General features: G+C 69.4%; 28 protein-coding genes. 14 read left to right on the top strand and 14 right to left on the bottom strand.

What is annotated here, in order from left to right; all coding sequences use genetic code 11:
• The first annotated feature begins 196 nt into the window (after nt 1–196).
• From I7X12_RS13260 to I7X12_RS13240, 5 genes are all read left to right on the top strand, one after another.
• Nucleotides 197–799 (top strand): DUF7504 family protein, encoded by a 603-nt coding sequence (locus tag I7X12_RS13260; RefSeq protein ID WP_198060542.1) that lies wholly within the window; start codon nt 197–199, stop codon nt 797–799.
• A gap of 22 nt (nt 800–821) precedes the next feature.
• Nucleotides 822–1,418 carry a response regulator gene (locus I7X12_RS13255; RefSeq protein ID WP_198060541.1) on the top strand — a complete coding sequence of 199 codons (597 nt, stop codon included), beginning with the start codon at nt 822–824 and terminating at the stop codon, nt 1,416–1,418.
• Between the two features lie 178 nt (nt 1,419–1,596).
• Nucleotides 1,597–1,884 carry a DUF6684 family protein gene (locus tag I7X12_RS13250; RefSeq protein WP_198060540.1) on the top strand — a complete coding sequence of 96 codons (288 nt, stop codon included), beginning with the start codon at nt 1,597–1,599 and terminating at the stop codon, nt 1,882–1,884.
• 102 nt (nt 1,885–1,986) lie between these two features.
• Complete coding sequence (locus tag I7X12_RS13245; RefSeq protein ID WP_198060539.1) at nt 1,987–2,340, top strand: hypothetical protein; 354 nt, start codon at nt 1,987–1,989, stop codon at nt 2,338–2,340.
• Between the two features lie 72 nt (nt 2,341–2,412).
• Nucleotides 2,413–2,907, top strand: a complete 495-nt coding sequence (locus I7X12_RS13240) for an RNA-binding protein (RefSeq protein WP_198060538.1) — start codon at nt 2,413–2,415, stop codon at nt 2,905–2,907.
• 25 nt (nt 2,908–2,932) lie between these two features.
• Here I7X12_RS13240 and I7X12_RS13235 read toward each other — a convergent pair whose 3' ends face one another.
• Nucleotides 2,933–3,667, bottom strand: coding sequence for a DUF1028 domain-containing protein (locus I7X12_RS13235; RefSeq protein ID WP_198060537.1), 735 nt, complete (start codon nt 3,665–3,667; stop codon nt 2,933–2,935).
• Nucleotides 3,668–3,751: 84 nt separating this feature from the next.
• Between I7X12_RS13235 and I7X12_RS13230 the strand changes: the two genes are divergently transcribed.
• Together I7X12_RS13230 and I7X12_RS13225 are read left to right on the top strand one after the other, a co-directional pair.
• Nucleotides 3,752–4,843, top strand: a complete 1,092-nt coding sequence (locus tag I7X12_RS13230; protein ID WP_198060536.1) for an ATP-binding protein — start codon at nt 3,752–3,754, stop codon at nt 4,841–4,843.
• 90 nt (nt 4,844–4,933) lie between these two features.
• Nucleotides 4,934–5,293, top strand: coding sequence for a cell division protein SepF (locus I7X12_RS13225; protein WP_179909775.1), 360 nt, complete (start codon nt 4,934–4,936; stop codon nt 5,291–5,293).
• A 248-nt stretch (nt 5,294–5,541) separates the two neighbouring features.
• Here the strand turns inward: I7X12_RS13225 and I7X12_RS13220 are convergent, their stop codons facing one another.
• A complete protein-coding gene (locus I7X12_RS13220; protein ID WP_179919993.1) occupies nt 5,542–5,934 on the bottom strand; it encodes a DUF5611 family protein in 393 nt (130 codons plus the stop codon).
• A 60-nt stretch (nt 5,935–5,994) separates the two neighbouring features.
• Nucleotides 5,995–7,158 (bottom strand): DUF7093 family protein, encoded by a 1,164-nt coding sequence (locus tag I7X12_RS13215; RefSeq protein WP_198060535.1) that lies wholly within the window; start codon nt 7,156–7,158, stop codon nt 5,995–5,997.
• A 145-nt stretch (nt 7,159–7,303) separates the two neighbouring features.
• Between I7X12_RS13215 and I7X12_RS13210 the strand changes: the two genes are divergently transcribed.
• Nucleotides 7,304–7,594 (top strand): DUF6432 family protein, encoded by a 291-nt coding sequence (locus I7X12_RS13210; RefSeq protein ID WP_198060534.1) that lies wholly within the window; start codon nt 7,304–7,306, stop codon nt 7,592–7,594.
• 36 nt (nt 7,595–7,630) lie between these two features.
• On the opposite strand, the gene I7X12_RS13205 is transcribed toward I7X12_RS13210, so the two are convergent.
• The gene (locus I7X12_RS13205; RefSeq protein ID WP_198060533.1) at nt 7,631–8,800 is read right to left on the bottom strand and encodes an MBL fold metallo-hydrolase; all 1,170 of its coding nucleotides are present in this window, start codon (nt 8,798–8,800) and stop codon (nt 7,631–7,633) included.
• A 123-nt stretch (nt 8,801–8,923) separates the two neighbouring features.
• Between I7X12_RS13205 and I7X12_RS13200 the strand changes: the two genes are divergently transcribed.
• Complete coding sequence (locus I7X12_RS13200; protein ID WP_198060532.1) at nt 8,924–9,706, top strand: creatininase family protein; 783 nt, start codon at nt 8,924–8,926, stop codon at nt 9,704–9,706.
• Nucleotides 9,707–9,739: 33 nt separating this feature from the next.
• Here the strand turns inward: I7X12_RS13200 and I7X12_RS13195 are convergent, their stop codons facing one another.
• From I7X12_RS13195 to I7X12_RS13185, 3 genes are all read right to left on the bottom strand, one after another.
• Nucleotides 9,740–10,207 carry a DUF5790 family protein gene (locus I7X12_RS13195; RefSeq protein ID WP_198060531.1) on the bottom strand — a complete coding sequence of 156 codons (468 nt, stop codon included), beginning with the start codon at nt 10,205–10,207 and terminating at the stop codon, nt 9,740–9,742.
• 146 nt (nt 10,208–10,353) lie between these two features.
• The gene (locus I7X12_RS13190) at nt 10,354–11,565 is read right to left on the bottom strand and encodes a DUF7544 domain-containing protein (RefSeq protein WP_198060530.1); all 1,212 of its coding nucleotides are present in this window, start codon (nt 11,563–11,565) and stop codon (nt 10,354–10,356) included.
• A 91-nt stretch (nt 11,566–11,656) separates the two neighbouring features.
• Complete coding sequence (locus tag I7X12_RS13185) at nt 11,657–12,010, bottom strand: dihydroneopterin aldolase family protein (RefSeq protein ID WP_198060529.1); 354 nt, start codon at nt 12,008–12,010, stop codon at nt 11,657–11,659.
• A gap of 164 nt (nt 12,011–12,174) precedes the next feature.
• On the opposite strand from I7X12_RS13185, the gene I7X12_RS13180 reads away from it, so the two are divergent.
• Nucleotides 12,175–12,822, top strand: a complete 648-nt coding sequence (locus I7X12_RS13180; RefSeq protein ID WP_198060528.1) for a hypothetical protein — start codon at nt 12,175–12,177, stop codon at nt 12,820–12,822.
• 316 nt (nt 12,823–13,138) lie between these two features.
• Entirely contained in the window at nt 13,139–13,918 is a 780-nt protein-coding gene (gene azf / locus I7X12_RS13175) for an NAD-dependent glucose-6-phosphate dehydrogenase Azf (protein ID WP_198060527.1), read from the top strand.
• A gap of 97 nt (nt 13,919–14,015) precedes the next feature.
• Here azf and I7X12_RS13170 read toward each other — a convergent pair whose 3' ends face one another.
• A complete protein-coding gene (locus I7X12_RS13170; RefSeq protein ID WP_167837492.1) occupies nt 14,016–14,162 on the bottom strand; it encodes a DUF7563 family protein in 147 nt (48 codons plus the stop codon).
• Nucleotides 14,163–14,203: 41 nt separating this feature from the next.
• On the bottom strand, nt 14,204–14,407 hold the full coding sequence (locus tag I7X12_RS13165; RefSeq protein ID WP_198060526.1) for a YgaP-like transmembrane domain: 204 nt from the start codon (nt 14,405–14,407) through the stop codon (nt 14,204–14,206).
• 87 nt (nt 14,408–14,494) lie between these two features.
• Here I7X12_RS13165 and I7X12_RS13160 point away from each other — a divergent pair, with 87 nt between their 5' ends.
• The gene (locus I7X12_RS13160; protein ID WP_198060525.1) at nt 14,495–14,998 is read left to right on the top strand and encodes a LabA-like NYN domain-containing protein; all 504 of its coding nucleotides are present in this window, start codon (nt 14,495–14,497) and stop codon (nt 14,996–14,998) included.
• A gap of 36 nt (nt 14,999–15,034) precedes the next feature.
• Here the strand turns inward: I7X12_RS13160 and I7X12_RS13155 are convergent, their stop codons facing one another.
• The 4 genes from I7X12_RS13155 to I7X12_RS13140 form a co-directional block, all read right to left on the bottom strand.
• Nucleotides 15,035–15,655 (bottom strand): DUF309 domain-containing protein, encoded by a 621-nt coding sequence (locus I7X12_RS13155; protein WP_198060524.1) that lies wholly within the window; start codon nt 15,653–15,655, stop codon nt 15,035–15,037.
• 32 nt (nt 15,656–15,687) lie between these two features.
• Nucleotides 15,688–16,197: a DUF6653 family protein gene (locus I7X12_RS13150; protein WP_198060523.1), complete on the bottom strand. Its 510-nt coding sequence runs from the start codon at nt 16,195–16,197 to the stop codon at nt 15,688–15,690.
• A 112-nt stretch (nt 16,198–16,309) separates the two neighbouring features.
• Entirely contained in the window at nt 16,310–16,780 is a 471-nt protein-coding gene (locus tag I7X12_RS13145; protein WP_198060522.1) for a DUF6653 family protein, read from the bottom strand.
• A gap of 32 nt (nt 16,781–16,812) precedes the next feature.
• Nucleotides 16,813–17,187: a VOC family protein gene (locus I7X12_RS13140; protein ID WP_198060521.1), complete on the bottom strand. Its 375-nt coding sequence runs from the start codon at nt 17,185–17,187 to the stop codon at nt 16,813–16,815.
• 97 nt (nt 17,188–17,284) lie between these two features.
• On the opposite strand from I7X12_RS13140, the gene I7X12_RS13135 reads away from it, so the two are divergent.
• Together I7X12_RS13135 and I7X12_RS13130 are read left to right on the top strand one after the other, a co-directional pair.
• Nucleotides 17,285–18,220 carry a winged helix-turn-helix domain-containing protein gene (locus I7X12_RS13135; RefSeq protein WP_198060520.1) on the top strand — a complete coding sequence of 312 codons (936 nt, stop codon included), beginning with the start codon at nt 17,285–17,287 and terminating at the stop codon, nt 18,218–18,220.
• 243 nt (nt 18,221–18,463) lie between these two features.
• Nucleotides 18,464–19,879, top strand: a complete 1,416-nt coding sequence (locus tag I7X12_RS13130; RefSeq protein WP_232342840.1) for an FAD-dependent oxidoreductase — start codon at nt 18,464–18,466, stop codon at nt 19,877–19,879.
• A 27-nt stretch (nt 19,880–19,906) separates the two neighbouring features.
• On the opposite strand, the gene I7X12_RS13125 is transcribed toward I7X12_RS13130, so the two are convergent.
• On the bottom strand, nt 19,907–20,254 hold the full coding sequence (locus tag I7X12_RS13125; protein ID WP_198060519.1) for a cupin domain-containing protein: 348 nt from the start codon (nt 20,252–20,254) through the stop codon (nt 19,907–19,909).
• Nucleotides 20,255–20,277: the final 23 nt, after the last annotated feature.

Genomic DNA, 20,277 nt, shown 5'->3' with positions numbered 1-20,277 from the left:
GTTTTCGATTCTATCAATTCGGCATCCAATTCCGGACGGCGACACTTCGGACGTGAGGAGCGAAAACTCAATTACATGAAACTACACAGACAGACTACATCTCAGTACTGATAACTCCAACGGAACTTACTTGCATGCCGAACACGGTTGGACGAGATAGCGGAGTTACGTGGACGGCAACTCCGGGGACATCGCCATGAGTACGAATCCGGACGACAGTGGGAGTACAGAGACACCGTTGAACGTGTTGCTGCTGGCGCCGACGGTCGGCGGTCACGAGGACGAGGTCTGCAGGGAGTTGCTGCACGGGCCTGGCGAGCGCGAGCGCGCGCTGTTGGTCACCTGCATGGAGTCGCCGGCCGAGCGGCTCGACGTCTGGACCGACCACGAGAACGGGCGACCCGAGAACGCGACCGTCGTCGACGTGGAGGCGGCCGCTCGGTCGACGGCGGCAGCCCCGGTCGGGACCGACGGCCCGCCCAACGCGGTCGTCGAATCGGTCGATCCGGAGACCGATCTGGTCGGGTTGGGCGACGTGATCGACCGTCACCTCTCGGCGCTCGTCTCCGAGGGCGAGACGACCGTCTGTGTCCACTCGGTGTCGGACCTGCTCCAGCGCGCCGAGGAGCGAGCCGTGTTCAAGTTCCTCGAAGTGCTGACGAGCACGGTCGAGCGCGCGGGTGCGGTGGCTCACTACCACATGAACCCGGACGTACACGACCCCGAGACGATCGAGACGTTCGAGGTCCTGTTCGACAGCGTCGTCGACCTCCGGACGGCCAATGTCGCCGACGAGTAACCGGCCTGCCCACCCAGAACCGATGAATCCAGACGAAACGGCCGACGGCGAGTCCACGACGCGGGACCGTTCGCACGACGGGAGTCCCCACGGGCAGGTGGTCCTCGTCGCCGACCGCGACCCGGCCGTCACCGACGAACTGGCCGCCGTGCTCAGAGAGCGGTTCACCGTCCGGTCGGCCTACGACAGCGCCGACGCGCTGGCGAGCCTCGACCCCGACGTGAGCGTCGCCCTGCTCGACGCGCAGCTGCCCGGACTGTCGGCACAGCGCGTCGTCGACCGGGTCCGGACCGACGACGCCGACTGCCAGATCGCCGCGCTCGCCGACGAGCCCGTCGACGTCGAGTCGACGGCGTTCGACGACTATCTCCTCAAGCCCGTCGACGACGACCGCCTCAGGGAGACCGTCGAACGACTCAGCCAGCGGGCGACCTACCGGACGACCCTCGAAGAGTTCTTCCGGGTCGCTCGGGAACGCGCGAACGCCGACGGAGAGAACCGCGACCGCCTCGACCGGCGGTTGTCCGAACTCGACGACTCCCTCGACGACGTCTTCCGCTCGCTCGACGGCCCGGAAGCCTACGACGCCGCCCTCCGCGAACTCGACACCGACCCCTGACCGGCCGGGGTTGACTTCGGACCGGCCCGTCTCCGGACAGGGACCCACCCGGTCGTCCCGTCTCCGAGCCCCGTCGGCCGATTCTGTCGCCGACGCGCCGTCCCTTGCATCGCAAGCCGGATCGCTATCCACCGTCCGCGCCTATCGGTAACACGGCGCGACCAGTGCCGGACGACCCATGAGCGTCCTACAACTCACAGAGGAGACGTGGCTCGATCTGACAGTCAACTTCGTCCCAATCGGGATCCTGGCCGTCCTCGACGTCATGTTCTGGGTCTACAACCCGTGGGGCTGGGACCTGTGGTTCGTCTTCTGGGCGCACGTACTCACGGTCGTCCCGCTGGTCCTGCTGACACTCCTGACCTACGTCAGCGGTCGCGTCATCCAGCGCGACGAACGCGCCGCCCCCTCGGAAGCGGGTGCCGGCGCCGAGCCGGAGGCCGAGACGGAGGTCGGCGATGGCTGAGCGGTCGCGGTCGCTCGGGTGTCGACCGTTGGCACGGAGACTCAAAGCTCGGTTTGAGCGTTCGCCGACTTTTGGGTGGCGTCCGTCGAAGGGGGAGTACGGATGAGCGCACCGCCCGCCACCCTCGCCCTTCGCCGTCACCTCTGGCGCCTGGCCACCGACGCCGCCGCTATCGGCGAGCGCCTGGCTTTCTGGGCCGGCGTCGCCCTCCCCTGTATCCATCTCCCGATCCTGGCGGTCTACGGCGTCACAGCCGACACCGCCCCCGTCCTCGTCGCTTTCTGGACGCTCCACGCCGCGGCCCTGCTCGTCGGGCGACGCCACAGCCCCGACGAGGAGAGCCGGGACAGCGACCCCTCCGAGCCCGACCGCCGCGACGCCGCGGACGGCCGACGTGACCGCTGCGACGCCGCAGACGACCGACGTGACCGCCGCGACGGCCCGGCCGACTCGTAGACCGGGCCCGTCCGACCGAGCGCGGCGTCGCGGAGCGGTCGATTTATCCCGCCACCCGGCCCACATCGACGTATGGACGTGAAGTCGCGCCACCACCTCCGCGCGGACGCGATCGCCGACATCGAAGACGCCGTCGCGGCCACTCTCGGCGTCGAGATCGACGCCGACAGTTACGAGAAAGTCGAGTTCGAGGACAGCGACTGGAACGTCGTCCTCGTCGACGGCGACCCGCTCGTCCTCTACGTTCGGGACGCGGCCGGCGAGGACGAACCGTTCCTCACCGTCCAGGGAGCCAACGCCTTCCCGCCCCAGCGTAACGTCGTCACCGTCGACGCGGGCGCCGTCTCGTTCGTCTCGGACGGTGCAGACGTGATGCGCCCCGGCATCGTCGAGGCCGACGACTCCATCGAGAGCGGCGATCTCGTCGCCATCGCCGAGGAGAGCCACGGGAAGTTCCTCGCCGTCGGCCGCGCGAAGACCGACGGTTCGGACATGGTCGGCGACTCCGGCAAGGTCGTCGAGTCGATCCACCACGTGGGCGACGACCTCTTCGAGTTCGCGGTCTGAGCCAGCGAAGCGAGCGGCTTCGTCCTCACTCGCCGGCGTCCTCGTCGTCGGCGTACTCCGCTTCGTAGCGGTCCATCGCCATCTCGTAGCCTTCGGCGGCGAGTTCGTAGGTCTCCCGGAGGTCTTCGAGAGGGGTCTCGGTGGCGTCGACGCGCAGGTCGTCGTAGTAGGGGGTCATCTCGCGGTCTTCGGTCGAACGGACCAGCAGCGCAGCGCTCTGGACGTGGAGCTCCTCGCGCTTGTCGCCGCCGAGTTCGTGGCCGGCCGCGAGCGCGTCGATCAGCCGTTCGGCCAGCGGCGTTTCCGGGTCTGACTCGGGGTCGTCCGGATCCTCGGCGGCGCCCTCCGCGTACGTCTCGGCGACCGCTTCGACCACGTCGCCGCCGGTCAGGAGGTTCCCGGCGACGGTGTAGTTCTCCCCGACGATATCGCCGTACCAGGGGCGACACTCCTCGCCGGAGAAGGCGAACTCGCCGTCCGACCCGACGCCGTGGAGCTGGCGCTCGGCGCGGCCGTCGTCGGCGGCGAGCAGCGCTTCCAGCGCGTCTTCGACCCCGAGCCCGTCGTTCAGGTACTCGATCCCCGTCCGACCGAGGTCGACGTTGACCAGGCTCTGGGTGGCGACGGCGCCGTGTTCACTGGCGAACGGACACAGCGTCCCCACGCCGGCCAGTCGCGTCGTCACCGCGACGCCGTACCGGGTCTGCTCGTCGCCCGTCTCGTCGGTGTAGGTCTCCCGAACGCAGATGCTGAACGTCACGGGCGAGGAGTAGGGAGCGATCACCGTCAGTGTTGGCTCGCGCTCGGCGAACCTTCAAGGGTGAAGCCGGGACCACCGTCCCCCGTGACGTTCGTCATCGGACGCGGAACTGCGGCGCAGGCCGACGAGGACGGGCCCACTGGGCGTCTGGGCACCTACCGAGCGCGGGACGGGTCCAGCGGCGTGCCGCTGCACGTCGACCTCGACGGCCCGCACGCGACGCTGATCGTCGGCAAGCGCGGCTACGGGAAGTCCTACACGCTGGGCGTCCTCGCCGAGGCGCTCGCGCGGGCCGACGGCGTCGCGCCCGTCGTCGTCGACCCGATGGGCGTGTTTCCGACGTTGGCCGAACCCGCCGAGGGCGAGCCCGTCCCCGCCGAGGTGGTCGACGACCCGCAGATCACGGCGACGACGCTGGACCCGCGGTCGTGGTGCGCGCTGTTAGATCTGTCGCCCGAGAGCGGCGCGGGCGGGCTGGTCTGGCGGGCCGCCCAGGGCCAGCCGACGCTTTCGGACATGCGGGACGCCGTCGAGGCGACCGACGCGCCGGGTGTCGACAGGCGCGCGGCGCGCAACCACCTCGACCTGGCCGACTCGTGGGGTGTCTTCGACCCCGAGGGGATGGACGCCCGGGAGCTGGGCAGCGGTGCGGTGACGGTCGTCGACGTGTCGGGGCTGGACTCGGCGCCGATGAACGCCGTCGTCCGCGGTATCGGCGAGGCGCTGTACCGTGCCCGAGTCGACGGTGCGATCGCGCGGCTCCCGTGGTTCATGGTCGACGAGGCCCACACCGTCTTCGGCGGCGTCGGCGAGGCAGCGCTGGAGACGATCCTCACACGCGGACGCGCACCCGGCGTGAGCCTCGTACTCGCGACCCAGCGGCCCAGCGCCGTCTCGGAGGTGGCGGTCTCCCAGTCGGACATCGTGGTCTCTCACCGGCTCACCTCCGAGGCGGACCTGGCAGCGTTGGAGGCCGCCCGGCCGACGTACATGTCGAGTTCGCTGACCGAGCGGCTGCCCACGAGCCCAGGCGATGTGGTCGTCGTCGACGACGCGACCGAGACGGTCCACTCGGCGACCGTCCGCCGGCGAGAGACCCCCCACGGCGGGGACAGTCCCAGCGCGAGCGACGTCGAGAGCGACGAAGACCGGACCGGGAGTGGCGTCGACGATTGACCCGTCGTCCCGAGCCGCGTCCGACGAGTGTCCGGTCGACGAGGGATGTCTGACGTAAAATACAAACGGACAGCGACCGGGAGAGAGTGTATGGGACTAATGAGCAAAATCCTCGGGGAATCCGGGGGTAGCCGGCAGAAAGAGGACTACGTCGAGATCGAGAGCGACGGGGTCGACGCGGGGGCGACGGCGGCCTCCCGTCAGGTTCGGATCGCGAAGATCGGCGACAAACAGGACGTCATCGACATCAAGGACGCCGTCTACGACGGCGACGTGGTCATCGCCGACATCACGCGCCACACGACCCAGGACCGGACGATGGAGCACATCACCGACGAGCTCAAGCAGGTCGCCAACGAGGTCGGCGGCGACATCGCCCAGAAGGGCGACGACCAGCTCATCATCACGCCCCACGGCGTCGCCATCAACCGCGACCCGCTCGGGCAGTAACGCACCACCGCCGGAGTCGTCGACCGCTCGGCTCCCGCGGAACCCGAGCCCTGCCGGCTATCGCTTCGCGACCGACGGGTCGCTGGGGACGGCCCGCCGGTCGACGGAAACGTCTCTCACGATGCTCGCCGGGGACGGATAGTGTGTCCCTGAACGCCTCGATTCCGAGCGGAGCTACCACTGGGCAGTAGTGTGTCACACCGTAGTGGGGGGGGCCTGCCGTGCGCGGTCGCGACGGCGGAAACGAGTCAGACCTCGTCGGCCTCGTCGGGGCTGTCTTCGACGGAGCGTTTCATCGAGTCGCGGCGGCTCTTGGCGTCGCGGCCGGTGGCTTCGAGGAGAAAGTCGTTTTTGGCGTCGACGGCGTCGGCCGCGGCGTCGGCCTCGCCCGCCGCGATGACCTCTTCGGCGGGCCGCTCCTCGAAGTCGACCGCGAGCTTGTCTTTCTTGCCGCTGTACTCGACCGTCCCTGCCGTGATGCGCTCGAACACCGGATTGTCGGGATCCTCGACCACGTGCAGGTCACTCCCCTTGAATTCCTCGGTGGTCGAGATGGTTCCGAAGTAGTCCTCGATCGTCGCCTCCATGTCTTCGATACGCTCTTCGAGGTGCTCTCCCCGGCGCATCTTGTACTCCCGCATGGCCGACCCTTTGCGAGCACCATTCTTACCTTTTTCGAGCGCGTCGAGTGGGCGCCCCGATCACTCCTCGGCGACGGTGTCCGCGTGTTCGAGGAGCGTCCCGCGTCGGCACTCGGGGCAGAAGTCGCCGGCGCGCAGCGACGTGGCGTCGGCCTCCGTGGAGAAGTCGCACTCCGAGCACTTGAACGTCCCTTCGGGGACGGTGACCGACGGCGTCTCCTCGCCGTCGAGTGACGGCCCAGCGGCACCGGGGTCGGTCGGTTGGTCACGCTTGGTCTCCTCTGGCCACTCGCCCATCGACTCGGCGCCGGTCGAGGGGTCTTCCTCCTCCGGCCAGGCACCGGCGACGTCGTCGCTCGCCGCGTCACCGTTCGCTCCGTCGCCCCCGCCGGCGTCGGCGTCTGGCGAGTCCGCGGCGGGCGCGTCGGCGAGGTCGGGGCCGCCGACCCCGTCCTCCGAGGCCGATCCGTCACCGCCCGTCTCGGCGTCGCCGTCCTGGTCGCCGCCACCGAGGATCTCGACCTCCGCGGTCTCGCCGGCGCGCTCGGCCGGGTCCGACGGCTCGTCGGGCCACTCGCCGGGGTCGCGGTCGTCGCCCTCGGCGTCCGGCGCCCGCTCGTCGGCGGTCGCGTCATCGTCGTCGTCGGTGTCCCCCTCGTCGTCGGGTGAGTGGTCACCCTCGGGTTCGGCCTCTTCGTCGGGCCACTCGCCGGGGGCGCGGTCGTCCCCCTCGTCGTCGCCGATGATGACCGCGTCGTCCTCGTCGCTGTCGACCTCGGCCTCGGCGGTCGCGCCGTCCTCGGCGTCGGGGATGGTCGTCTCGGCGCCGCGGGCCTCCGCCTGGGCCGACGACTCCGCGCCGCTGTCGTCGTCGAGGATGACGGCGTCCGTGGCGTCGCTCCCGCCGACTCCTTCGTCGCCAGCGCCACCGTCGTCACCGCTCGCGTCCGACTCCCCCGCGTCGGCCGACTCCCCCGCGTCGACCACGTCGGCGGTGTCGTCGGCCCCCTCGCCCGGCGTGGCCTCGAACTCGTCGGCACCGCCCTCTGGCGTCTCGAGGGTCGTCACTTCCTTGTTCTCCGAGACCACGCGGGTCTCGCCGCAGCGGGAACAGGTCTCCATCTCGGTGATGGTGATGACGACTTCCGTCCCCTGTTCCTCGCGCTCCCGCTCGACGGTCGTCTCGCCGAAGCTGTGTCCCAGGAGCGAACACTTGATACTCATTACCACGTGTTCGACCCGTCCGAACCATAAGCGTGCTGTTTGTCCGAACGCCGAGCAGTCGTGCGGTCCGACACCCTCGGTCGGGGGCGTCGCGACCGGCATCTCGGGGGATACACGTAAGACCCGGCCAACCGAAGGGAGTAGTATGCAGGCGAAACCGGAGTACCGCGACCGCGACGAGGTCGAGGTCGCGGTCCTGGACGCGCTGGCCGACCGGCGCGAAGAGGGAATGACCGTCTTCGAGCTCCGGTCGCGGGTCGACGTCGACATCGACACGCTGGAATCGGCGCTGGCCGACCTGAAATCGGACGGCCTCATCGAGGCCCACCAGGAGGACCACCGGACGGTCATCGTCCCCGAAGACGGCGTCGTCGGTCCCATCGACCCCGACGAGGGCTCTCTCCTCGGTCAGATCCGCGATAAACTGCCGTTCTGAGTCGTCCGCCGCCTTCGCCGACACCCCAGCGCCGCCTCAGTCGTCGGCCGGCGCGGCCGCGCAGTTGTTCGGCCCGAGTTCCAGCTCGAACGCCACGTCGTCGGTGACGGACTCCCGGCCGAGGTTGGCGGCGATTATCTCGGTGTGGTTGGCCGGCCGTGGCGGCGTCCGCCCGGTTATCCGCTCGACGAATTCGCCCTCGTCGAGGTCGAAGACCGGCGATTCCCGACACTTCCCCAGCCGCGCTGTGACGGCCTCGTCGGCGCCGGGGACGGCGTCCCCGCTGTGGTGGCCCGGCGCGACGACCGTCTCGTCCGGGAAGCGGGCGAAGCGCTCGGTGAGCGTTCGGTGGAGCTCGCGCGCGAACGCGGGTGCCTCGTCGGCCCCCTCCTCCAGGTCCGGCCGAGCGACGCCGTCGGTGAACAGGCTGTCACCGGTCAGCAGCGCGTCGCCGACCGCGAAAGCGGTCATACCGGTGGTGTGGCCGGGCGCGTGGACCGCCGTCAGGGACGACTCGCCGACCGCGATGGTCTCCCCATCCTCGACCGTATCCACGTCGTAGGTCACGCCGCGCTCGACGGCCGGCGCGGGCATCACGGGCGTCGCCCCGGTCGCGTCGGCCAGCGCTCGCAGGCCACTGACGTGGTCGGCGTGGACGTGCGTGTCGACGACGGTCGTAATCTCCGCGTCCCGTTCGGCGGCGTCGGCGACGTACCGATCGGTGAACGCCCGGAGCGGGTCGACGACCGCCGCCTCGCCGTCGGCGACGAGCAGATACCCCAGACAGCCACTCGAGGGGCGTCGGTACTGGACGAGCGTCGCTCCGGGCGCGTCGGGGAGCGCCCCCTGGACTTCGCCGGCGAGCAACAGCCGTGCCCAGGCTTCCATCCCACCGGCGAGGTTCCGCGCGTCGAAGCCGGCGTCGGTCAGGTCGCGCGCGACCTCGCCGCTGGCCTCGCCTCGCGCGCAGACGACGGTGATCGGTCCCTCGCCCTCGACGTCGGCGACGAATTCCTCGAGAGTTCCAGTCACGTTGGCCTGCAAGAAGCGGTTGTACGGCTTCTGCGTGAGGGCGACACCCGGCCCGGAGAGGCGCCATTGTTCGACCTCGTCGCGGTCGCGAACGTCGAGGACGCGAACGGACTCTCCGGCGTCGATCCGCGTCTGGAGGCTCGACGGGTCGATCTCGTCCGTGTCGTCGGTCATGGCGTCGGATACGGGCGCCGGCGAAATAAGCCCGCGGACGTCCGCCGACGCGGTCGCGACCGTCCGACCGCGCGGACCCCACGCGGCCGTATCGCTTAACCGTCGGCCCCGCGAGCGACCGGTATGCACCTCTCGACATCGACGTGGTCCGAGGCCGACGCCGTCGAGACGGGTCTCGCCGTCCTGCCGGTCGGCAGTACCGAACAGCACGGCCCGCACGCGCCGCTGGGGACGGACGCGCTGACCGCCGAGACTGTCGCCGAGGCCGGTGTCGAAGCCTACGACGGCGAGGTCGTCGTCGCGCCGACGGTCCCGGTCGGGGTCGCCGAGGAACACCGCCAGTTCGCGGGGACGCTCTGGGTGAGCGAGGACACCTTCCGCGACTACGTCCGCGAGACGGTCGCCAGTCTGGCCCACCACGGCTGGGACCGCGTCGTCGTCGTCAACGGCCACGGCGGCAACGTCGCGGCCCTCCGGGAGGTCTGCGGCCGGATCGCGCGCCACGACGACGCGTACGCCGCCGCGTTCACCTGGTTCGACGCCGTCGACCTCGACCGCGACTGGACCGGCGACCCGGACGCGCCACCGGTCGACCTCGACGCGGTCCGGATGGGTCACGGTGGCCCCGTCGAGACCGCTCTCGTGCGCGCGGTGGCCCCCGACCTGATCCGCGAGGACCGCGTCGACGACGCCGCGGCGGGCGCTGCCGACGGCTGGGGCGAGTGGGTGAGCGGGACGAACCTCGCCTACGACTCGGCGGAGTTCTCGGAGAACGGAACGGTGGGCGACCCCCGCGACGGGAGCGAGGCGCTCGGCGAGTGGCTGCGCGAGCGTGCGGCCGAACGGCTGTCGACGCTACTGGACGAACTGGCGACGCGAGACGTGTCCCGACCCGAGCGGCGCTGACCGGCGGAATCCCGCCCGGCGACGCGGCCGTCCTCAGGCCTCGGCTTCCTCGGCGTCGGCGTCGGCCTCTGCCTCGGCGTCATCCTCCTCGCCCTCCTCGGTCTCGTCGTCGGCCTCGAACTCCTCCAGCGCGCTGCGCAGTTGCGGGACGGTGCTCGCCAGGTCGCTGACCTCCTCGTGGGCCGCGGTCACGTCGTCGATCAGTTCCTCGACCGTCTCGATCTCTTCGGCCAGATCCTCGGCGTCCTCGAAGGCGTCGGCGCGCTCGCCCATCGTGTACCACTTCTTGGCGTCGACGAGGTGGTCTTCGGCGTCTTCGACGTCCAGCGCCGACCGGAGCGCGTTCAGCACGCCCAGCGTGTTGTCGGCCTCGACGTCCCAGATCGCGTCGGCCTCGGGGAGCGCCGCGCGGGCCTCGGCGAGGCTCGCCTCCACGTCTTCGCGCATCTCGCTGGCCGCGTCCTCGAACAGGTCGTCGTCGTCGAAGGTCGCTTGACTCATGTCCTCTCCTTCGGCCCCGTCCGTTTTAAAAACACGCCTGGAACTGAAAGTGAAAATCGCTGTCACAGCTGACGAACGACCCCAGCACGCCGACCCGGCCGATCAGTTACGGTCCGCCGGTATCGATCGCGGCGAAGCGGGCGGTGCTACCGTCGGTCCGTATCGTCGTCGCCGCGGCCGCGATCCTCGCGGTCGACGTTCCAGCCGACATCGGCCTCGGTCTCGCCGTCGTCGGGCCTCGCGCTCCCGCCGGGTGTCGACCCGCCGGGGTCCTCGCCCGTCGCGGTACCGGCGGCCCCGTCTCCGTCGTGGCCGTCACCGTCGTCGCCGCCGTCGGTGCGGACGGCCGCACGGGCGTCGGGGATCACGTCGAACTCGGGCTCGGCGTCGCCGAGGACGAACAGCGCATAGTAGCGCAGGAAGGTCCCGAAGGGGACCTGGATCAGCAGCGCACCGACGAACACGAGCAGGCCGTACAGCAGCGCGAGCACGAGCAACGACGCCCCGACCGCGGTTCCCCCACCGGCCATCGCGAGGGCGAACCCGAGCGGCGCACCCACGATCAGGAACGGGACGGCCAGGGCGATCAGCAGCAACACGAGCAGGAAGCCGACGGCCACCGAGACGCCGATGCCGAGGAGGACCGAGAGGACGAGGTACGCGAGAAACTCCAGGGGCTCGGCGGTCAGCGTCCCCCAGAACCGGCGCCAGGCCGAGAGGACGCCCCGGTCCTCGGCGAGCATCACCGGCACGACGAACATCGTCGTGAAGCCTAGCAGCGTCCCGACGACCAACACCGTGAGGACGAACACGGGGATCGCGAGGAGGACGACGGCGATGATCGTCCCGTCGCTCCAGACCGTCGGCGGCCACCCGCCCAGCGCCGCGCCCGTCCCGAGCAGCACCGCCGCGATGGCTGTGACGGTGACCACCCAGACCACCAGTCGGAAGGCGAACAGCCGGAGGCCGCGCCGCCAGTACCGCCGGACCGATCGGCGCAGACGGACCTCCTCGTCGCGCAGGGCGGCGACGAAGGCGAACTCCATCGTCGCGCCGACGACCGAGTACAGCAAGAACGCCGCGAGTCCGACGGCGACGACTCCCAGTATCAACACCACCAGCTCCGGCGTCACCTGGGGTGTGATGTCCGGCCCGGGAGGAGCGCCGGGGGCCGGGTCGGGCGCGTCGGTACCGCCGCCGAAGCCCGCAGTCGGCGCGCCCTGGAACGAGAGGCCGGCACCGCCGACGAAGAACAGCACGACCGCGAGCCGGAACCACCGCACGCGGTCGACCGGCGTGAGGAACCGCTTGGTCGCCCGGACGGCGTCCGTGATATCGTTCAGGGCGGCGAGAGACATACCGGGTCGGTTGTCCGCCCAGTCACATATCTCCCGTGGTCGGCCGACAGCTCCCAGCCGCTTGTAATCCCTTCTCGGGGGTCGCCGACGGTCAGGCGTCGGGTGACACGTCTTCGACCCGCATCAGCGGGTAGCCGTCTTGCACGTCCATCCGGGTTCGGATCTGGTGACCTTCGTAGTCGATCGTCATCTCGACTTCGACGAACCGGCCGGTCAGCTCCGTGTAGTCCGCGGCCGAATCGGCCAGCTCGGCTTCGAGTTCCTCGACCAGCACGTCGACGGTCACCGACTCGCAGTGCGGTTGGTTCTCGATGGCCTCCTCCATCGCGCGGGCGAGACTATCGGCGCTCGCCGGGCTGACCGGCGTGCCCGCGAACTGGTGGTACAGCGTCCCGAACTTGATGCCCGCTTCGAAGCAGGCCGTCTGGGCCTCGGTGGCGTCCATACCGGCCGCTGGGCCGCCCGGGAGTAATCAGTGTCGGCCGCGGGTGGACGGGCTGTACCGTCTGCGTATTGAGCGCGTCGTATCTTCCGGGCCAATTGTTCTGCAGGCATTTATCTTCAGGTTTATCAACAGATATTTCGTCTAGAATACATTCCTCCGAACTAATGCAGCGTCGCACGCTTCTCGGACTGGCCGGCACCGCTGGGGTCGTCGGCGCCCTCGGGGCCACAGCGCGGGTCGCTGACCAGCCTTCCGCTCCACCAGCAACGTATGCCGAGGAGCCGGTACCTCCGGCGGGGAAACGGAATAGCCCCGTCGTGGTCTCTGACACGACGACGGCGGGGAGCGAGACGTACGGTACAGTTCTGCAAGACGCGTCGGTCCTCGACCTCGAACCGACCGATCGGTACGCCCTCGTCACCAGATACCGACTCATTCCAGGGTCAAACTACCGAGCGAGCAGTGGGTGGAAAACTGCCTCGCTGACAGTCGAACACGACTGGCAGTCGGGTTCGATCGTCTCACACTCCGGAGACGTTGTTCCGGCCGACGATGACGACACGGACTCGAACCTCTACTTGGATACTGACCAGTTGACGAGGGGATACCGGTGGAATCTGACGTTTGACAGCGCAACGGGAAACTCCTCCACCGTTCGCTTCGCCACTGTCGTGGACTGTGAGGGGACGCCCGAGACAGGCGATGGTCTCGTCGACGCGACGTTCGGTGCGGGCTTCACGAAAGGATTCCTCAGAACCTCAGAACAGGACCGTGCGACGGCACGAGTAGTAATGCAGGGAACGAACAAGTAGAGCCCAGGCGACTCATACAATAGCGTCGGGTAAACGTCACCAGACGCGTTTACTTCCTCTTGCACTGTGTTTGGACTACCAAATGCCCAGTAAGTAGATAACATCGAGTGGTAGGTATCTCACCTGTACTGAGCATCCGGCGCCGGAGGCGCCGGTTCACCGACTGCGAGGCGAAGCCGAGCAGTCGGCTTTTTCACCCATGTTTTTGCCCGGGGGGTTCCCGCAGCGAGCGAAGCGAGCGAGGAAACCCCCCCGGCGAAAAAGATGGGAGCGGAACCGCATCTTACTTACTGGGCGGTCGCAAGGGTTCACCTGAATGGACGAGCCGGTCTTACTCACAGGTGCAGGAGGTCGCGTCGGGCAGGCCGTGCTGGAGGGGCTCGCCGACGAGTACGAGTGGCAGTTGCTCCTCCACAGCCCGCCGGACGACGAGCCCGACCACGAGTATCGCATCGGCGACGTGACCGACGAGGAGGCCGTCGCCGAGGCGATGGACGGCGTGGGGGCCGTCATCCACCTCGCCGGCGACCCGCGACCGAGCGCGCCGTGGCCCTCCGTGCTGTCGAACAACATCGACGGCACCGAGAAGATGTACGAGGCCGCCGTCGACGCCGGCGTCGAGAAGTTCGTCTTCGCCTCCTCGAACCACGCCGTCGGCGCCTACGAGACCGACGAGCGGACCCCCGAAATGTACCGCGAGAGCGACGACTACCGCCTCGACGGTACCGAGTTCCCCCGTCCCGGCAACCACTACGGCGTCTCGAAGGCCGCCGGCGAGGTGCTCGGTCGCTACTACCACGACGAACACGGCATCTCGGTGTGCAACGTTCGCATCGGTAACCTCACTCGGGGTCACCCACCGATCGACTACGAGCGCGGCCAGGCGATGTGGCTCTCCTATCCCGACTGCGCCCGTATCCACCGCTGCGCCCTGGAAGCCGACTACGACTTCGAGATCGTCTACGGCATCTCCGACAACGACAGGAAGTACTACTCGCTGGAGCGCGCCAGGGAGGCGCTGGGCTACGACCCGCAGGACAACTCCGCCGAGTGGGACGCCGACGAGCACGTCGCCGACTACGAGCGCGACGTGTAGCGACGGTCTACGAGCGGAAGACCGCAGGCTCTTCGGACCGAGGGGGTCCCGAGGCCGGGCCGCGGTCGGCGACCGCGGAGTCGGCGTTCAGTTCAGTTCAGTTGCGTTTGGTTCGCACGTCGCCTTTGTCGCGAGTCTTGTCCTCGCAGTTCGGGCAGACGCGGGGCTGGTCCATCCCGTTCGGCGCGAACACTCGCACGTACGATTTCGTCACGACGGCGTCGCAGTTCCGGCAAGTGGGCACACCAGTACGTATGCGAACAGACGGATAACGCTTGTTTTCGCTCACTCGGTCGTGTCGATCCCCAGCGCCCGGTTCAGCCCGCAGAAACAGGTCGTCGCGTTGAATCCCAACCCGAGCGCGGCGACGCCCAGGAGGAGGCCCCGGGAGCGCTTGCCGCTGACGAGCGCCTTCACCGCGACGACGGTCAGTAGTACCGCGACGATGCCACGTGCGAGACGGTCGCGTCCGCCGACGTTGGGTTCCACGTGAGTAGCGAAGGACCGCGTCGACTCGAATCTGACGGCGCTGGACGGTACCGGTAATTTATCAACTAACAGGTCGACCCGCTATACATGGCAGTGAAGCGAACGATGCTGTTCGTCGACGCGCAAAATCTCGTCGGCGGTGCCAGACGTTTCGGAGGGGGGAGTTTCGACTACGATATCGACAAACTGGTTGGGGAACTCGTCGGCGAGCGCGACCTGGTACGGGGGTACTGGTTCGACTCGCACGAGCCCGGCAATCGGGGGGACAAGGAGGGGTTCTACGCGTTCCTCGAACGAAACGGGTTCCGCGTCGAGTCCACGGACCTGAAACGCACCGAGGACGGACTCGACGAGAAGGAGGCCGACATCCGGCTCACGGTCGAGCTGATCGCTCAGGGAGTGGTCGATTCCTACGACGTGGCGACGGTGGTCAGCGGCGACCGGGACTTCCTCAAAGCGATCCGATACGTCCAGAACCAGGGGAAGATCGTTCACGTCGCCGCCTTCGAGGACTCGACGTCCGAGGTACTGGAGCGAACCGCCGACGAGTACACGGCTCTCGACGACATCGCGCACGTGATCCGTCGATGACGGGGGGACACGGGGGAACGCGCGGACGGGACCGGCTCACCGCTCGTCGAACAGTCCGTTCACGTCCGATTCCCGACGTTCACGGCGGTCGACGTGTTCGGAGAGTCGCTGGGCGACGATCGGTCGGCTGTCGGGGTCGCGGACGAAATCGAGGACGAACGTGACGAACTGGCTGCCCTCCTCGCCCGATTCGAGGTCGGTGCGGGCGTACTCGACCCCCCGCTCGATGGTGGCCTCGTCGTAGCCCAGTCCCTCGGCGAGTACCTCGGCGGCGACGGTGCTCGACTCGAAGTCGAGATCCGCGAGCGCGAGCGCCGCGCCCTCGTAGGTGAGCGACGGCGCTGGCGCTCGCTCGACACGTTCGGGGTCCCGTTCGAGCGCGCCGAGGTACGCGCGGACCTCACCGACGTTCACGCCGCGGTAGTCGGCGGGGAGGTCGGCGAGGTAGTCGCCGGCGCTGTCGGCGAGGCCGGTCGCCCCCGACCAGTTGCGATGCCGCGCGTGGTGGACGGCGGCGGTGAACTGGATGAGTCCGTGGAGAAAGCGCTCGTCGTCGCCCTCGTCGAGGTCGAGCCAGCGCTGTTCCCAGGCGTCGTGGGCGGCGTGGTGGTAGCCGGCGTTGTAGACGGCGACGCCCGCACGGAGCTGTGCGTCCATGGCGACGAGTGAGGGCCCCGGGGCGAAAACACCTACGGGGGGCCGTCCTCGGAGGCGTCGGTCCGTGCGCTATCCGTCGCGGCGGCGTCCGTGGCCGCCGTCGGCGTGTCGCCCTCGGTCGCGGACTCGTAGTGGCGAACGAGCGCGTTGACGAACGCGAACTTCAGCGCCATCGAGGCCGCCGTCAGGACCGCCGTCGACTTCGGCTTCCGTCGGTAGGCGGCGTACAGGGCGGCGACGGTCACCGGCAGCGTCGCTGCGTCGAGCGACCGGAGGAGTGCGCCCTGGTTCCCGTGGTCGGCCCAGTAGCGCTCGGCCTGGATCACCTCGCTGGTCCAGGCCCGAGCGTCGTCGGGCTGGGGGAGCACGACCGGGTTGACCGCGATGGCCGCGACCGCCGCGACCAGCAGTCGCTTGCGCCGGGTCAGGACGGCGTACACCAGCACCGGGAACGCGAAGACGCGCGTCCACCCGCTCCAGGGGTTGGCGTGTCGTTCCCAGAGGAACTCCGCGAGTCGTTCCGATGGCACTGTGGTCGACACACGAGCGGATTGGTAGCACGACACAATAAGCGTGGGGTCCGATCCGGCGGATGGCGCCCGAGTCGCGCTCGCTCCGCCACCGGGTCGCGCTCACTCCGCCACCGGGTCGCGCTCACTCGGTGACCCGGTCCGACGAATACGGCGGCGCGGCCGGCCACTCGACCTCGTCGCCGTAGCGCCGCACCAGCGCGTCGACGAACGCGAGCTTCAGCGTCATCGCGACCGCCCCCGCGACGGTGGCGCCACCCACGTCGCGGCGATAGGCGGCGTAGACGGCGTACAGCGTCGCCAGGCCGTTCCCGACGTTGAGGGCCTGGAGCGCGCCCAGTCGGTCCCCGCTTTCGCGCCACTGTCGCTCGGCGAGGACCACCTTCGTCATCCAGGCGTCGGCGTCGTCGGGCGGGGAGAACAGGACCGGGTTGAGCAGCGTGAACGCGACCGTCGCGACGAGCAGCCGCCACCGGCGGTGATACACCGCGTACAGCAGCGCCGGTAGCGTCAGCGTCCGCGACCAGCCACTCGCCGGGTTGGCGTGGCGCTCCCAGAACGCCCGCTTCGCTCGCGCTCGTATCGACTCGTCCATAGGTCCCCGTTGGCGGGGACCGTCAAAAGCCCTTACAGGTCTTCGACCAGCTCGACGCCCCAGCCCTCCGGCGCCGTGATGAACGCCACGCGGGAGGAGAACTCCTCCATCGTGATCGGGCCGTCGTCGATCCGGTCGTCGTCGAGCGAATCGAGCGCGGCGTCCACGTCGTCGACCGTGACCGCGACGTGTTCGAAATCGCCGGTGTCGACGGGGTCGTCGGCCGCGACGAGCTGGAGCGCGGCGGGGTCGTCGGTGTCCTCGTCGGCGGGGTCGCCGACGAAGACGTTGCGCGTGCCGTCGTCGGTCTCGAACTCACGCAGGACCTCGTAGCCCACGAGATCGGCGTAGAACTCGACGGTCGCCTCGACGTCCGCGACGCGGATCGACGTGTGTCGGAGTGTCATCGACCGATCTGTCGACGGGTCCCGAGTTAAGCTCCGCGGTGACGGTTCGCGGACTCCCGACCGCGAGATTATATCCGTTCGTGTGCTACTCGATCGCATGGGTGTGACGAGCGACGACGAGGGCGACGAGTCCGCGCTCGCGCCCGACGCCGCGTTCGAGCTGCTGGCCGACGAGACGCGCATGGGGATCCTCCGGGCGCTGTGGGGGGAGTACGACCCGCGCGACCCCGACTCGGCCGTGTCGTTCCGGCGGCTGTTCGACCTCGTCGGCGCCGACGACACCGGTAACTTCAATTACCACCTCGGCAGGCTCACCGGCCACTTCGTCCGCCGGACCGACGCGGGCTACGAACTCGCAGCCCCGGGGTTCAGGGTCGTCCGCGCGGTCGTCGCGGGCAGTGTCACGGGGGACCCATCGGTCCCGGAGACGCCCGTCGACGCGACCTGCGCGCGCTGTGGCGGGCAGGTGGCGATCATCCACGAGGACGGCACGACGTGGGCGCGGTGTACGGACTGCGAGGGGTACTGGTCCGGTCGGGAGGGCGCGATCTTCGGATTCGGGCTCCCGCCGCGGGGCCTGCGCGACCGCGACGCCGACGCGGTCCTCGACGCGACGATCACATACTCAATCCACCGCTTCGCGGCCGTCTGTCGCGGCGTCTGTCCGGAGTGCGGCGGCAGCGTCGAGGGCGCCCTCGACGTCTGTACCGACCACGATGCGGGCGGTGTTTGCGACGCCTGCGGGTCGGCGTTCCGCGGGGTGGTCACGTTCGACTGTGGAGCCTGCAAGTTCGACTGGCGCAGCCCCGCCTACGCGCCGGTGAGTCACCACCCCGCGCTCGCCGCCTTCTACGACGACCACGGGACCGAACACGTCCCGGCCACGTGGGCGGCGGTCCGGCGCGGCCTCCGCTGGAGCGAACAAGTCCACTCGACCGAGCCGCCCTCGCTCTGGGTCGTGGTGTCCGAGAGCGGCGACCGCCGTCGCTTCCGACTCGACGCGACCGGCACCGTCGTCGCAGTCACCGACTGACCACCCCACCGACCACACCGACCGCACTTCCGGTGCGCTCCCGGTCCTGTCCCGGATCGGACCGATACACCCGAAACCACCGGAGACGACGGCCACACGGCCGGTCAGTTCTCGGACAGTACTGTCGTGCTGAGTACAGTTATTGCCGTCGAGCGCCACCGTTCGAGTGATGCTACCACACAGCAACCAGACTCGATCCGATACCGAATCGTCGGCCGACCTGCGCGCGCTCGGACCCGGGCGGTGGGTGACGTGACCGTCGCGGGGCTCCCCCGCTACGACCCGGACGCCGTCGCCGACGCCGGCGAGCGCGCCGTCGTCGTCGGTGCGAGCGTGGCGGGGCTGCTCGCCGCACGCGTGCTGGCCGACGGCTACGACGAGGTGACGGTGCTCGACAGCGACGACCTGCCCGACGAACCGGTCACGCGCGGTGGCGTCCCGCAGGGACACCACCCCCACGCGCTGCTGGCGGGCGGCCGGGCGACCGTCGAGGACCTGCTCCCCGGAACCAGCGAGGACGTCATCGCGGGCGGCGGCGTCATAACCGACTTCGCCGGCGAGGTCCGTTTCTACGCCGAGGGAGCGTATCTCGCGCCGGGGCCGACGCGCCGCGAGACCGTCTCGGCCAGCCGTCCCCTGTTCGAGCACGTCGTCCGCGAACACGCCACCGCCCACGACCGCGTCACCGTTCGCCCGAACACCCAGTGCATCGAGTACCGCCTCGATCCGACGGGAACCGCGGTCGGCGGCCTCCTCGTCCGCGCGGACGGGGATGCGCGCGAACTCGACGCCGACCTGGTCGTCGACGCCACCGGTCGCGCGAGTCGGACACCCCAGTGGCTCGACGCCAACGGCTTTGCGGCGCCTCCGGTCGACGAGGTGACCATCGACGTGGCCTACAGCACGACCACCGTCGAACGGCCCCACGACGACCGGCGGACGTTCCTGCTACCCGCCTCGGCGCCCCGCAGTCGCGGCGGCATGGCCGCACCCGTCGACGGCGACCGCTGGGTCGTCAACGTCCACGGCGTCCACGGCGAGACGCCGCCGACCGACCGCGCCGGCTTCGCGGCCTTCGCCGACACGCTCCCGACGCCCGACGTGAAGCGCATCCTCGACGAGCACGCGTGGGCCGACGACGTCCACGCCTACCGCTTCCCCGCGAACCGTCGGAACCGCTACGAGGCGCTCGACCGGTTCCCCGAGACCTTGGTCGTCGTCGGTGACGCCGTCGCGAGCTTCAACCCCGTCTACGCCCAGGGGATGTCGGTCGCGGCGCTGGAGGCGCTCGCGCTCCACCACGTGCTGGCCGCCGGCACCCACGCGCTCGGGCCGCGACTCTTCGACCGCGTGTCGCCGGTCGTCGATATCGCGTGGTCGCTGGCGGTCGGCTCCGACTTCGGCTACCCCGAAACCGATGGGCCGAAGCCGCGTGGGACCGGCCTCGTCGACTGGTATCTCGGGCGACTCCTCCGGCGAGCCCACACCGACGGGCGCCTCACCGACGCGTTCGTCCGCGTCCTCTCGATGACCGACGCGCCGTCGACGCTGTTCGCACCGGGGATCGCCCGCCGCGTGCTCGCCCCGTCGATCCGGGGCCCACCGCGAACCGCAGACCGCGTCGGCGACCACCGAGAGGACCGTCGGTCGTCGAGCTGAACGCCGACCCACCGACCCGTTCGCCGTTCACTCCTCGCGGTCGGTCCAGAAGTCGAACGAGCGTCCGGGGACGAAGATGTCGAGGCCGACGGCCGGCTCCTCGCTCTCGTTCTCGACGCGGTGGGCCTCCCAGGGGTCGAGCCACACCGAGTCGTGCCGTTCGAGGCGCTCGCTTTCCTCGCCGGTGTGGACGGTCAGCTCGCCGTCGAGGACGAGACACACCTGGCCGTTCTCGTGGTCGTGCATCGGCGAGGAGTGGCCCGGCGGCTTCTCGAAGTACTCGAGGCTCACGTCGTCGTCGCCCGCCAGTGCGACGCGGCGCCACCCTTCGTCCGGTTCGTACGTCTCGGCGTCGTCGAAACTGACTCGCTCCATACCGGACACCGGGCCGCTCTGGA

The sequence above is a fragment of the Halosimplex litoreum genome (assembly GCF_016065055.1).
GTDB lineage: Archaea > Halobacteriota > Halobacteria > Halobacteriales > Haloarculaceae > Halosimplex > Halosimplex litoreum.
This window is presented reverse-complemented; position numbering and strand designations above follow the sequence as displayed.

Coding starts and splice junctions, on each gene's coding strand:
- I7X12_RS13240 (WP_198060538.1), top strand. CDS start 2,413: ATGGACGTGAAGTCGCGCCACCACCTCCGCGCGGACGCGATCGCCGAC.
- I7X12_RS13145 (WP_198060522.1), bottom strand. CDS start 16,780: ATGGACGAGTCGATACGAGCGCGAGCGAAGCGGGCGTTCTGGGAGCGC.
- I7X12_RS13140 (WP_198060521.1), bottom strand. CDS start 17,187: ATGACACTCCGACACACGTCGATCCGCGTCGCGGACGTCGAGGCGACC.
- I7X12_RS13160 (WP_198060525.1), top strand. CDS start 14,495: ATGGCAGTGAAGCGAACGATGCTGTTCGTCGACGCGCAAAATCTCGTC.
- I7X12_RS13220 (WP_179919993.1), bottom strand. CDS start 5,934: ATGCGGGAGTACAAGATGCGCCGGGGAGAGCACCTCGAAGAGCGTATC.
- I7X12_RS13250 (WP_198060540.1), top strand. CDS start 1,597: ATGAGCGTCCTACAACTCACAGAGGAGACGTGGCTCGATCTGACAGTC.
- I7X12_RS13185 (WP_198060529.1), bottom strand. CDS start 12,010: ATGGACGCCACCGAGGCCCAGACGGCCTGCTTCGAAGCGGGCATCAAG.
- I7X12_RS13190 (WP_198060530.1), bottom strand. CDS start 11,565: ATGTCTCTCGCCGCCCTGAACGATATCACGGACGCCGTCCGGGCGACC.
- I7X12_RS13205 (WP_198060533.1), bottom strand. CDS start 8,800: ATGACCGACGACACGGACGAGATCGACCCGTCGAGCCTCCAGACGCGG.
- I7X12_RS13180 (WP_198060528.1), top strand. CDS start 12,175: ATGCAGCGTCGCACGCTTCTCGGACTGGCCGGCACCGCTGGGGTCGTC.
- I7X12_RS13125 (WP_198060519.1), bottom strand. CDS start 20,254: ATGGAGCGAGTCAGTTTCGACGACGCCGAGACGTACGAACCGGACGAA.
- I7X12_RS13210 (WP_198060534.1), top strand. CDS start 7,304: ATGCAGGCGAAACCGGAGTACCGCGACCGCGACGAGGTCGAGGTCGCG.
- I7X12_RS13245 (WP_198060539.1), top strand. CDS start 1,987: ATGAGCGCACCGCCCGCCACCCTCGCCCTTCGCCGTCACCTCTGGCGC.
- I7X12_RS13260 (WP_198060542.1), top strand. CDS start 197: ATGAGTACGAATCCGGACGACAGTGGGAGTACAGAGACACCGTTGAAC.
- I7X12_RS13255 (WP_198060541.1), top strand. CDS start 822: ATGAATCCAGACGAAACGGCCGACGGCGAGTCCACGACGCGGGACCGT.
- I7X12_RS13200 (WP_198060532.1), top strand. CDS start 8,924: ATGCACCTCTCGACATCGACGTGGTCCGAGGCCGACGCCGTCGAGACG.
- azf (WP_198060527.1), top strand. CDS start 13,139: ATGGACGAGCCGGTCTTACTCACAGGTGCAGGAGGTCGCGTCGGGCAG.
- I7X12_RS13135 (WP_198060520.1), top strand. CDS start 17,285: ATGGGTGTGACGAGCGACGACGAGGGCGACGAGTCCGCGCTCGCGCCC.
- I7X12_RS13225 (WP_179909775.1), top strand. CDS start 4,934: ATGGGACTAATGAGCAAAATCCTCGGGGAATCCGGGGGTAGCCGGCAG.
- I7X12_RS13195 (WP_198060531.1), bottom strand. CDS start 10,207: ATGAGTCAAGCGACCTTCGACGACGACGACCTGTTCGAGGACGCGGCC.
- I7X12_RS13215 (WP_198060535.1), bottom strand. CDS start 7,158: ATGAGTATCAAGTGTTCGCTCCTGGGACACAGCTTCGGCGAGACGACC.
- I7X12_RS13155 (WP_198060524.1), bottom strand. CDS start 15,655: ATGGACGCACAGCTCCGTGCGGGCGTCGCCGTCTACAACGCCGGCTAC.